The following is an 11572-nucleotide window of genomic DNA, read 5'->3' on the forward strand; positions in this document are numbered from 1 at the left end:
GGAAGGTAGGCCGATTGCCATGACCAAAACCTATCTCGCCAATATCTACCGCGACTACATCGCCTGCCTGAACAGCCAGGATTGGTCAAAGCTCGGGCAGTTCGTTGACGACGAGGCGATCCACAATGGCCGGCGGATCGGCTTGTCGGGGTATCGCGGCATGCTGGAGAGCGACTTCGAGGACATTCCGGACCTCTATTTTGACGTCCGGATGCTGATTTCCGATCCGACCTACATAGCGAGCCGGATTGCATTCGACTGCACGCCAAGGGGAAGGTTCCTTGGCCTCGACGTAGACGGCAGGAGAGTGTCTTTCGCGGAGAACGTGATCTACGAATTTCGCGGCGGAAAGATCGTCGAGGTGTGGTCGGTCATCGACAAGGCGGCCATCGAAGCTCAACTTTAGGCCGCCACCTTCACCGGCGTCGCCTTCTTGACCGGGATGCGCACCGACACGATGGTGCCGACGCCTTCGGTCGAACGGATCTTCAATGCGCCGCCCTGCAGCTCGGCCAACGAGCGCGAGATGGCCAGCCCAAGGCCGGATCCCGCGTGGTTCTTGGAAAACTGGTTCTGCACCTGTTCGAACGGCCGGCCGAGCTTGCCCAGCGCTTCCTTGGGGATGCCGCAGCCATTGTCCTCGATGGTCAGCACCAGCGCGCCCGAGGTGTTGCGCGCCCTGACCGAAATGTGGCCGCCCTGTCCGGTGAATTTTACCGCGTTGGACAACAGGTTGATGACGATCTGCTTGATCGCGCGGCGGTCGGCGTAGAGCCGCATCGAATCGGCGATACGAGTTTCCACCGCGATCGATTTCTCGGCCGCCTGCAGCGAGACGACTCGCACGGTCTCCTTGATCAGCGGGCAGAGGTCGATCTCCTCGCGGTCCACCGAGAACTGGCCGGCCTCGATCTTCGACATGTCGAGTATATCGTTGATGACGCCGAGCAGATATTTGCCGCTACCGTTGATGTCGGTGGCATACTCCTCGTAGCGCGGCGAGCCAAGCGGCCCGAACAGGCCCTGTTCCATCAGCTCGGAAAAGCCGATGATGGCGTTGAGCGGCGTGCGCAATTCGTGCGACATGTTGGCTAGGAATTCGGATTTGGCCCGGTTGGCCGCCTCCGCGCGTTCGGTCTCCTTCATGTATTTGCGATTGAGCTCGACGAGTTCTCGCGCCCGCTCCTCTTCCGCCCGGCGGGCGAGGCTGAGATCGTGGATCGTCGCCATCAGCCGGCGTTCGCTGTCGACCAGCTTTTCCTGGTGCAGCTTGATCTGGGTGATGTCGGAGCCGACCGAGACGGTGCCGCCATCCCTGGTCCTGAGTTCGTTGACCTGCAGCCAGCGACCGTCGGCAAGCTGCCGCTCCAGCGTCACGCCGCCTTGCGGTCCGTTGCTGTTGGCCAGCCTGCGCTCCGAGGCGAAGGCCAACATGCGCTCTTCCAGCGCCGTGCGCGCCGCGCCCGGCATCACGTCGCGGTCCGAAAGGCCGTTGTCCTTCTGGAATTTGGAATTGCACATGATCAGGTGCTCGGAGGCATCCCACAGCACGAAGGATTCGTTGATGTTCTCGATCGCCGTCCTGAGGCGCAGGTCCGCGGCTTCCGAGCGCAGCGCCAGATGCCGCTGCTCGGTGACGTCGACGGCGATGCCGATCAGCTGGATCTCGGGCGCTTCCGGGTCGATCACCTGGGCCCTGGCGCGCATCCACACCCATTGCCCGTCGGCATGGCGCATGCGGAACACCTGGTCGATATGGTCGATCTCGCGCTCGACGATGCGGTTGGCAAGTTCGAACAGGTCGCCATCCTCGGGATGGATGATCTCGTCGACTTCGCCGAACGACAGCATCGTGTCGCAGGGCTCGTAGCCCAGCATGTCGTACATCGAGCGCGACCAGTACATCTTGCCGCGCACCATGTCCCAGTCCCACAGGCCGCAGCGGCCGCGCACCAGCGCCATGTCGATGCGCTGGTGTGCTTCGAGGTAGATGCGGTCGGCGGCCTGCGCCCGCGCCGCCTGGCCGAAATAGGCATAGAGGATGATGATCAGCACGCCTGCCGTCAGCACGAATAGCGTGACGTTGAGCGAGACCGTCTTGCGCCAGCTGTCGAAGACCGCTTCCTGCGGCACCAGCACGGCGGCTGCATTCTTGCGGCTCGCCGTCAGGCTCACCGCCGCATACCAGTCCCGTCCGGCGATGCTGACGTTCATGACGCCGGCGCGCTCGCCGAACATGAACAGCGGCTGGCCGCCCTGGACAAGGTTGTCGAGAGAGCGTCCCTGCCAGCCGGTCGACAGCGGCGATACGGCAATGATCTTGAAGGCGCCGTCGGTGACGGCAAGCACATGGCTTCGGCCCATGGCGCCCAGCCGGCCGGCATTCTCCAAGAGGTCCAGCGCGCCGGTGGAGGCGGCGTTGGGATCGGCGGCAATCGCGCTCGCCATCTGGCCCGCCGCCAGCGAAAGGATGGCCTTGGTGTCGCGCTCCACCTCGTCGCGCTCGTTCATCAGCGACAGGCAGCGCAGCGCCGCGATGACGATCAGGAACAGGATGATGAGGGCCGGGATCGAACGGCGCAGCAAGGGCTCGGCTGCCAAGAGCCGCCGGTAGGCGGGTTCAGCGATCAGCCGCGTGTTGCCCGCAAGACCGTCGCCCCGCGCCTCACGCCGCTCAAAAGCCGTCCCTCCGGGCGCGCCCCACGCGTCCGCCTTGGCCATAAATGGCTACTCCCCGAATTCCCTGTGCTTGACGACCCGGCAACACCGCACGTCCGAATCGTCCGTAAGGAATCAAAGGTGATTCGCCTTGTCCAGAGGCGCGGCCAAAAAAGATTAAAAATCGACTAAAATAATGCCAAAGCTGCGATCTCTTTCCCCTTGAGGGGAGGGATCATGCCAGCGTCCGCTCCACAATGTCGCGCAGATCGGCCGACAGGTTCTCCGCACCGGCGATCGTCAGCAGCGCCTCCCTGGCCTTGGCCTGCCGCACAGGCTCGAGCGAGCGCCATGAGCGCAGCGCCGTTGCCAGCCTGGCCGCCACTTGCGGGTTGCGCTTTTCGACCTCGAGCACCGTCTCGGCAAAGAAACGGTAGCCTTCGCCGTCGGGGCGGTGGAAGCCGGTCTGGTTGGCGCTGGAGAACGTGCCGACCAGCGAGCGCACCCGGTTCGGATTGGCCATCGAGAATCCCGCGTGCTTCGTCAGGGTGCGCACCGTCTCGACGGTTTGCGGCCCGGGCACGCCGGCCTGGATCTGGAACCATTTGTCCATCACCAATGCGTCGCTGCCATATTTCGCCTCGAAATCGGCCAGGGCCTTCGCCGCCTCCGGCGAACCGCGATGGCGGTGCGCAAGCACGGTCAGCGCAGCGGCGCGGTCGGTCATGTTGGTGGCGGAGCGGAAATGCCTGGCTGCGAGTTCGGTGCCTTCCGGCAGCAGCGCTAGATAGTCGAGCAGGATGTTGCGCAGCGCCCGCCGCCCGGCGCTCGCCGCGTCCGGGCTGAACGGCCCCTTGTCGGCAAGGCGGTCGTAGAGGCTCGAGAAGGCTTGCCCGTTGGCCTTGGCGATCGCCAGCGCAAGCGCCTCGCGGGCGGTCAAGATCGCATCCGGGTCGATGCCCTTGCCGATGTCGCGGGCGATGTCGGCTTCGCCGGGAAGCGCCAGCGCCAGCGCCCGGTAGGCCGGCTCCAGCGCCTCGTCGGCGGCGATCTTGCCGGCAAGCTCGCTCAGCCGCGCCGTGTAGACCGGCTCTTTGCCGCCGAGGATCTGGCGGAAGGCTGCAATCAGTGCGTCGGTCAATAGCGTGTTGAACGCTTGCCAGCGCGAGAAACTGTCGCTGTCATGGCCGGCCAGGAAGAACTGGTCGTCGGCCTTCTGCTCGACCGAAAGCGTGATCGGCGCGGAGAAGCCGCGGTTGAGCGACACCGCCGGGCGCTCGGCCACGCCCGAGAAGCGCACAACCTGCCGGCGCTTGCGGATATGGATGACGCCGTCCTCGACGGTAGCGCCCTCGACGCCGTCATAGGCGACCGGTCTGCCGTCGGCGCCGACCAGGCCGAAGGCCAGCGGAATGTGCATCAGCCGCTTGCGGCTCTCCGACGGCGTCGGCGGCACCGACTGTTCGATCTCCAGCGTGAACTCGCGCGCCGCCGGATTGTGCGTCGAACTCACCGTCAGGTTCGGTGTGCCGGCCTGATGGTACCAGAGCGCAAACTGCGACAGGTCGCGCCCGGAGACATCCTCGAACACCTTCAGGAAATCCTCGATCGTCGCCGCCTCGCCGTCATGGCGTTCGAAATAGAGATCCATGCCGGCGCGGAAGGCCTCAGCGCCGAGGATGGTGCGGATCATGCGCACCACTTCCGAGCCTTTTTCGTAGACTGTCGCCGTGTAGAAATTGTTGATCTCGCGGTAGCGGCGCGGCCTGACCGGATGCGCCAGCGGCCCCTGGTCCTCGGGGAATTGATGCGCGCGCAAGGTGCGCACCTCGGCGATGCGCTTCACCGCCCGCGAGCGCTGGTCGGCGGAGAATTCGTGGTCGCGAAAGACCGTCAGCCCTTCCTTCAGGCAAAGCTGGAACCAGTCGCGGCAAGTGATTCTGTTGCCTGTCCAATTGTGGAAATACTCATGCGCGATGATCGCCTCGATATTGGCGAAGTCGGCATCGGTCGCGGTCTCCTCGTCGGCCAGCACATATTTGTCGTTGAAGATGTTGAGGCCCTTGTTCTCCATCGCCCCCATGTTGAAGTCGGAGACGGCGACGATGTTGAAGACGTCGAGGTCGTACTCGCGCCCGAAGGCTTCTTCATCCCATTTCATCGACCGCTTCAGCGCATCCATGGCGTAGCCGGCGAGCCACTCCTTGCCGGGCTCGACATAGATGCCGAGCTCGACCGTGCGGCCGGATAGGGTGACGAAGCTGTCGGCGACCTTGCCCAGCGCGCCCGCCACCAGCGCGAACAGATAGGACGGCTTGGGAAAGGGATCGTGCCAGACCGCATAGTGCCAGCCGTCGGCAAGGTCGCCGCTGCCGGCCGGGTTGCCATTGGACAGAAGCAGCGGCGCCTCGTCCAGCTTTGCCTCGATGCGCACCGTGTAGACCGACAATATGTCGGGACGGTCGAGGAAATAGGTGATGCGGCGAAAGCCCTCGGCCTCGCATTGGGTGCAGTAGACAGAGCTGGAGCGATAGAGCCCCATCAGCGTTTCGTTGCCAGCCGGCGCGACTTCGGTCTCGATCAGCAACTGGAAGCGGGGCGCCGCCGGCGCCTGGGAAATTGTCAGTTGATCCGGTGTCGCCAGGAAATCCGCGGGCTGAAGCTCGCGGCCGTCGATGGCGACACGGATGAGCGTCAGCCCGTCGCCATCCAGAACCAGCGGCGCGGATGCCACGACGCCGTCACGACGTTCGATCGTCAGGGTTGCGGTGACGCGGGTCGCCTCCGGGGAAAGGCGGAAAACAAGGCTGGTTTCCAAAATGAGATAGTCGCTGGGGCGATAGTCTTCGAGCTTGAAGACATGGCCGGTATCGGTGCGCATTCCCTTGGGTTTCCCGTCGATTTGCGTGGCGGAAAGTGTGTCCGCTGGTCCAAAAAGTTTGAAGTCCGCGCTCTTTACACGAAACGGTCACTCGACAAAACTGCGGCAGTGCCTATTTCAGGCACTCGTTCCCAATCATCATCGCGAGGCATTCATGACCGTCGTCACACCGAAATTCGGCATGGGCGCTTCAGTGTTGCGGCGCGAGGACCAGGCTTTCATCAAGGGTGAGGGGCGTTACACCGACGACATCAGCCCTGCCGGCCTGTTGCACGGCTATGTGCTGCGCTCGCCGGTCGCCAAGGCGAGCTTCACCATCGCCTCGACGGAAGCGGCAACGGCCGCGCCTGGCGTCCATCTGGTGCTGACCAGTGCCGATCTCGCCCATCTCGGAAAGCTGAAGTCCGGTGTCATGCAGCGGCAGCCCGACGGCACCAAGGCACCGACCCGCGATATCCCGATCCTGTGCAGCGACAGGGTCAATTATGTCGGCGATGCCGTCGCCTTCGTCGTCGCCGACAGCCGCGCGCTGGCGCAGGACGCGGCCGAGATGGTCGAGGTCGACTACGACAGCGAGGACGCCGCCTCCGGCACCGCCACCGCGCTGGACGAAGCCACGCCGCTGGTCTGGCCGGAACTCGGCTCCAACCGCGCCTTCACCTACCACATCGGCGACAAGGCCAGGACTGCGGCCGCCTTTGCCAAGGCCGCGCACGTCACCCGCATCGAGTTCGTCAACAACCGGCTGGTCTGCAACTACATGGAGCCGCGCTCGGCGATCGGCGAATGGAACGTGGACGAGAACCGCTTCGTACTGACCACGGGGTCGCAGGGCGTGCACTCCATGCAGTACATCATTGCCGACCTGTTCAAGATCAAGAAGAGTGAGCTGCGCGTCATCACGCCGGACGTCGGCGGCGGCTTCGGGCCGAAGAGTTTCGTCTACCGCGAATATCCGCTGGTGCTGGAGGCGGCGAAGCGGCTTGGACGTCCGGTCAAATGGGCGGGCGACCGCACCGAGCATTTCCTCACCGACGCGCAAGGTCGCGACAACGTCGTGCAGGCCGAAATGGCGCTCGACAAGGACGGCCGCTTCCTCGGCATGAAGGTCGAGCTATTGGCCAATATGGGCGCCTATGTCTCGCAATACGGGCCGTTCATCCCCTATGTCGGCGTCACCATGTCGACCGGCGTCTACGATATCGGGGCGCTCGACGTGTCGGTGACCGGCCTCTACACCAACACCTGCCCGGTCGACGCCTATCGCGGCGCCGGTCGCCCGGAAGCGGCCCTGCTGCTGGAGAAGCTGGTCGACGCCTGCGCCCATGATCTTGGCCTGCCGGTCGAGGAAATCCGGCGGAAGAATTTCATCCGCCCCGAACAGTTCCCCTACCGCACGCAGACCGGCCGCCTCTACGACACCGGCGAATTCGCCGGCCATATGGACCGCGCCATCGAGCAGGCCGAGTGGAAGGCGTTTCCAAAGCGGCTCGAGCTGTCGAAAGCAGGCGGAAAGGTCCGCGGCATCGGCATGGCGACCTATATCGAGGCCTGCGCCTTTCCGGGTTCCGAGCCGGCCTTTGTCGAACTCAACGGCGACGGCACGGTGACGCTGAAGATCGGCACCCAGACCAACGGCCAGGGCCATGCCACCGCCTATGCGCAGTTCCTGTCGGAGAAGCTCGATCTGCCGATCGAAAAAATCCATGTCCGCCAGGGCGATACCGACGAGCTGAAGGACGGCGGCGGCACCGGCGGCTCGCGCTCCATTCCCCTTGGCGGCGTATCGGCTTCTCGCGCGGGCGAGGACCTAGCCAACAAGATCAGGCGCATCGCCGCCGACGAGCTCGAAGCCTCGGCCGGCGACATCGAACTCTCCGATGGCGTCGCCCGCATCGTCGGCACCGACCGCACGATCGATTTTTCCAGCATCGCCAAGGCGGCCAAGACCCCGGATGATCTCAAGGGTTTCGGCGAATTCGTCCAGGACGAATGCACCTATCCGAATGGCACCCATATCTGCGAGGTCGAGATCGACCCCGACACCGGCACGACGGACATCGTGCGCTACACCATCGTCGACGATTTCGGCGTTACCGTGAACCCGATCCTGCTCGCCGGACAGGTGCATGGCGGCGTCGTCCAGGGCATCGGCCAGGCGCTGACCGAAGATACGGTCTATGGCGAGGACGGGCAGCTGTTGACCGCGAGCTTCATGGACTATGCCATGCCGCGCGCCGACAATTTCCCGTTCTTCCATTTCGAGACCCGCAACGTGCCCTCGACCACCAATGCACTAGGCATCAAGGGCGCCGGCGAGGCCGGCACGATCGGCGCGACGCCGGCCGCGCTCAACGCGGTGACCGACGCGCTCTGGCGCGCCTATGGCATCAGGCACATCGAGATGCCGGCGACACCGGCGCGCATTTGGGCGGCGATCCAGGAAGCATCGCCGGCGTGACGGCGGAGAACGGGGCCGAGCCGAAGGCTGCCGGCGATCATGCAGTCGGCCACAGCACCCTGCGGGGCATCGCGCTCAAGATCGTTTCGGTGGCGGTCTTCGTCGGCATGTCGACCTGCATCAAGGCGGCAGGCACGGTGCCGGCCGGACAAATCGTCTTCTTCCGCTCCTTCTTCGCCATCTTTCCGATCATCGCTTTCCTCGCCTTCAGGGGAAAGCTCGGCACCGCATTCACGACCAAACGGCCGTTCAACCACATTGCGCGCGGTGTCGTCGGCGTCGGCGCCATGGGGCTCGGCTTCTTCGCGCTGACCAGGCTGCCGCTGCCGGAGGCGATAACGCTCAACTATGCCCAGCCGCTGCTGGTGGTGGTGTTCTCCTCGATCTTCCTCGGCGAGGCGATCCGCGTCTATCGCTGGAGCGCGGTCGCGGTCGGCCTTGTCGGCGTGCTGATCATCTCCTGGCCGGAACTGACGCTGCTGCGCTCGGGCCCCGCACTTGGCGACCAGGAGGTGCTCGGCGTCATTGCCGCGCTGATTGCCGCGGCGATCTCGGCCGTCGCCATGCTCCTGGTGCGCAACCTCGTCCAGACCGAGAAGACGGCGACCATCGTGCTCTGGTTCTCGTCGACGGCGAGCGTCATGTCGCTGTTGTCGCTGCCGTTCGGCTGGCAGGCGCTGACGCCGGTGCAGACAGCGCTGCTGGTCGCGGCCGGGTTCTGCGGCGGGCTCGGCCAGATCCTGATGACGGCGGCCTACCGCCATGCCGAGGCCTCGGTCGTGGCGCCCTTCGAATACACATCGATGATCCTCGGCGTCGTCGTCGGCTATCTGGTGTTCGGCGACGTGGCGTCGCTGAACATGCTGGTAGGCGGCGCAATCGTCGTAGCGGCTGGCATCTTCATCATCTGGCGCGAGCGGCAACTGGGCCTGGAACGTACCCGCACACGTAGGGCAACGCCGCCGCAGGGGTGAGGCTGACTTCGTTTTGCAGAGTTCCTTCAAACCCCGCGACCTTTCCGGTTACGACACACTCGCCGCCCGCTCCTTCGCCATCCGCACCAGCACCGTCCTCGTCTGCTCGTCGGACGGGAAAAAAGATTCGATCGCCAGTTCCGACAGCGTCACATCGAGCGGCGTGCCGAAGATGGTGATGGTGCTGATGAAGGACAGCACCTGGTCGCCATGCGCGAGCCTCAGCGGATGCACGATACCATCAGGCTCGACTGGAACGGGACGACCGCCCTTGAGGCCGGACGGATAGGACCGCAGTTCGCGCTCCAGTTCGACCAGAACCGGGTCGCCGCTGGCGTCGTTCTGGTGCTTCAGCCGCTCCAGCAGATGCGCCCGCCATTCCGCCAAATTGACGATGCGCGGCGCGACGCCACCCGGATGCAGGCTGAGCCGCAGCACATTGACCGGCGGCTTGAGCAGCGACGTTTCGCTGACATCCGCCAGTAGCGGGCCGATGGCGGCATTCGCCGAAACCAGGGTCCAGTGGCGGTCGACCGCCAGCGCCGGGAAGGGCTCGTGCCCCCTGAGCACGGTCTCGACCGCGGCCATCGCCGGCGCCAGCGAGGCATCGGTGAGCTGCCGCTCGCTGAAGCTCGGCGCAAAGCCCGCCGCCAGCAGAAGCTGGTTGCGTTGCCGGAGCGGGATCGAAAGTTGCTCGGCTAGATGCAGCACCATGTCGCGCGAAGGCGCGGCGCGGCCGCTTTCGACGAAGCTCAGATGCCGCTGCGAGATCTCGGCCTCCATGGCAAGGTCGAGCTGGCTCATGCGCCGGCGCGTGCGCCATTCGCGGATCAGGCTGCCGGCGGAGGTCTGGGTTGTTGTCATGGCCGAAGGACTAGGCTGGCGGGAGAGGGATTTCAATTACCTGGGAGGTCATAGTGCTGCTCCCTTCTCCCCTTTTTGTGGGAGAAGGAAGAGGCGCCAGCCCTCAACCCAATCCCCGCAGCTTCGCCTTAACTTCGAGAAAATCCCGCCAGGCCAGCTTCTTGTGCGCCGGCGTCCTCAGCAGATAGGCCGGATGCAGCGTCGGCATGGCCGGAATGGCGATGCCGGACGCGGTGGTATGGACGCGCCAGTTGCCGCGCAGACGCAGGATGCCCTCGGTGGTGTTGAGCAAGGTCTTGGCCGAGGGGCCGCCGAGATTGACCAGCACCTTCGGATTGACCAGCTCGATTTGCCTTTCGATGAACGGACGGCAGATTTCGGTCTCGTGCGGCGTCGGCGTCCGGTTGCCGGGCGGCCGCCACGGGATGACATTGGCGATATAGGCCGATGTCCGGTCGAGGCCGATCGCCGCCAGCATGCGGTCGAGTAACCGGCCGGAGCGGCCGACGAAGGGCAGGCCTTCAAGGTCCTCGTCACGGCCGGGCGCTTCGCCCACCAGCATCAGGTCCGCGTTCGGGTTGCCGTCGGCGAATACGAGGTTCTTGGCGGTGAATTTGAGGTTGCAGCCATCGAAGGCCGCCATGTGCTGGCGCAACTCCTCAAGCGTCGAGGCCGTCGCCGCCAGTTGCCGTGCAAGTGCGGCCTGCGCCTCGTCCGGTACCGTCGCGGCTGAAGGCGCACGCGGGGGTGGCGCGTCCGGCAACCGGCTCATGTCAAGCCGTGACGGCGCTGATGGCGGTTGCTGTTGAACGTTTTCGCGCGCGGGCGTCGCTGCCATCTGCGCGCGCTCCGCCGGTTTCGCCGCCTCGGCCAACCGGTTCACTGGCGCGTCCTCGAGCGCTTCGTCGACGCCGGCGCTGGCATAGAAGGCGAGCAGGTCGGCGAGGTCGGATCGGTTGATGGGGGAGGCGGCAGTCATGCCGCCACCATCGTCCGCGCGACATGAATTTGCAAGGTTGGACCGCGCGTTGAAGCATGGCGGCATACTTCATCCGGTGGGTATGCGCGGATCCTGCACCAGATAAAACGTCCAGCGCGGCGTGTAGTCGGTAATCAGGAATTCGAAGCGACCCGTCATCAGCGGATCGATCTTGCCGTTCTTGAACAACAGCCGGTCATAGGGTTCGAAGTCGCGGTCGAAATCGGCAAAACTGCTCGATATGATGTAGTCGGGTGTCTTGTTGCGCTGGTCGAACGACAGGCCGTCGCCGAACACGCTCGGCTGGTTGAGGATCTCCTGCAGCTCGAACTGGAACTCTACCCAGGCCTGGCCGCTGTTGTTGAGCACTTCGATGCGCATGTACATGATGCCGTTAGCGACATCGCCGGCCCTGCCGAACGCCTCGATCGGTTTGGTCGTGCGGATGGTCAGCGTCACCGGTGTCGCCGAATTCAGCTCTTCGGTGATGACGATCGGATCGTCCTTGGTGCCGATGCCCGAAGCGCCTGTGATGTGGAAGCCGCCGAGCTCGTCGGAAAAGGAATAGGCGCCGGTCGCCCAGACCTTTAGCTGCTCGCCATGGGCTTCGGTGACAGCCAGCGGCGAGAGGAGCAGAAGAGCCACGCGGCAGGCCTGGCCGGGCGTTGAGAAAAAGCGCGTCAATGAAAAGCCGGATGGCTCAGGCGGGCGCATGGGGCGAAGTATGGCCGATAAGCAAGCCGTCGAACAATTGA

At 64.6% G+C, this 11572-nt stretch carries 8 protein-coding genes; 3 read left to right on the plus strand and 5 right to left on the minus strand.

The window, feature by feature from the left end; genetic code table 11:
• The first annotated feature begins 19 nt into the window (after positions 1-19).
• Positions 20-406, plus strand: coding sequence for an ester cyclase (locus ACSQ3Z_RS13260; protein ID WP_436171702.1), 387 nt, complete (start codon positions 20-22; stop codon positions 404-406).
• On the opposite strand, the gene ACSQ3Z_RS13265 is transcribed toward ACSQ3Z_RS13260, so the two are convergent.
• Both ACSQ3Z_RS13265 and pepN read right to left on the minus strand, forming a co-directional pair.
• Positions 403-2721, minus strand: coding sequence for a PAS domain-containing sensor histidine kinase (locus ACSQ3Z_RS13265; RefSeq protein WP_436171703.1), 2319 nt, complete (start codon positions 2719-2721; stop codon positions 403-405). The two genes, ACSQ3Z_RS13260 and ACSQ3Z_RS13265, sit on opposite strands and share 4 nt — an antisense overlap.
• A gap of 172 nt (positions 2722-2893) precedes the next feature.
• The gene (gene pepN / locus ACSQ3Z_RS13270) at positions 2894-5539 is read right to left on the minus strand and encodes an aminopeptidase N (RefSeq protein WP_436171704.1); all 2646 of its coding nucleotides are present in this window, start codon (positions 5537-5539) and stop codon (positions 2894-2896) included.
• 154 nt (positions 5540-5693) lie between these two features.
• Here pepN and ACSQ3Z_RS13275 point away from each other — a divergent pair, with 154 nt between their 5' ends.
• Positions 5694-8000: a xanthine dehydrogenase family protein molybdopterin-binding subunit gene (locus ACSQ3Z_RS13275; protein WP_436171705.1), complete on the plus strand. Its 2307-nt coding sequence runs from the start codon at positions 5694-5696 to the stop codon at positions 7998-8000.
• The gene (locus ACSQ3Z_RS13280) at positions 7997-8974 is read left to right on the plus strand and encodes a DMT family transporter (RefSeq protein ID WP_436171706.1); all 978 of its coding nucleotides are present in this window, start codon (positions 7997-7999) and stop codon (positions 8972-8974) included. The genes ACSQ3Z_RS13275 and ACSQ3Z_RS13280 overlap by 4 nt, the downstream gene beginning before the upstream one ends.
• Positions 8975-9022: 48 nt before the next feature.
• Here the strand turns inward: ACSQ3Z_RS13280 and ACSQ3Z_RS13285 are convergent, their stop codons facing one another.
• From ACSQ3Z_RS13285 to ACSQ3Z_RS13295, 3 genes are all read right to left on the minus strand, one after another.
• Entirely contained in the window at positions 9023-9838 is an 816-nt protein-coding gene (locus ACSQ3Z_RS13285) for a helix-turn-helix domain-containing protein (protein WP_436171707.1), read from the minus strand.
• 103 nt (positions 9839-9941) lie between these two features.
• Positions 9942-10817 carry a uracil-DNA glycosylase gene (locus tag ACSQ3Z_RS13290; protein ID WP_436171708.1) on the minus strand — a complete coding sequence of 292 codons (876 nt, stop codon included), beginning with the start codon at positions 10815-10817 and terminating at the stop codon, positions 9942-9944.
• A gap of 69 nt (positions 10818-10886) precedes the next feature.
• The gene (locus ACSQ3Z_RS13295; protein WP_436171709.1) at positions 10887-11531 is read right to left on the minus strand and encodes a hypothetical protein; all 645 of its coding nucleotides are present in this window, start codon (positions 11529-11531) and stop codon (positions 10887-10889) included.
• Between the last annotated feature and the right edge of the window lie 41 nt (positions 11532-11572).

It is taken from the genome of Mesorhizobium sp. LjNodule214, assembly GCF_964252735.1.
Taxonomy (GTDB): Bacteria; Pseudomonadota; Alphaproteobacteria; order Rhizobiales; family Rhizobiaceae; genus Mesorhizobium.

Bases quoted from the DNA above. Each gene is read 5' to 3' on its own strand.
- ACSQ3Z_RS13260 (WP_436171702.1), top strand. From the start codon at position 20: ATGACCAAAACCTATCTCGCCAATATCTACCGCGACTACATCGCCTGC.
- ACSQ3Z_RS13290 (WP_436171708.1), bottom strand. From the start codon at position 10,817: ATGACTGCCGCCTCCCCCATCAACCGATCCGACCTCGCCGACCTGCTC.
- pepN (WP_436171704.1), bottom strand. From the start codon at position 5,539: ATGCGCACCGATACCGGCCATGTCTTCAAGCTCGAAGACTATCGCCCC.
- ACSQ3Z_RS13275 (WP_436171705.1), top strand. From the start codon at position 5,694: ATGACCGTCGTCACACCGAAATTCGGCATGGGCGCTTCAGTGTTGCGG.
- ACSQ3Z_RS13295 (WP_436171709.1), bottom strand. From the start codon at position 11,531: ATGCGCCCGCCTGAGCCATCCGGCTTTTCATTGACGCGCTTTTTCTCA.
- ACSQ3Z_RS13285 (WP_436171707.1), bottom strand. From the start codon at position 9,838: ATGACAACAACCCAGACCTCCGCCGGCAGCCTGATCCGCGAATGGCGC.
- ACSQ3Z_RS13265 (WP_436171703.1), bottom strand. From the start codon at position 2,721: ATGGCCAAGGCGGACGCGTGGGGCGCGCCCGGAGGGACGGCTTTTGAG.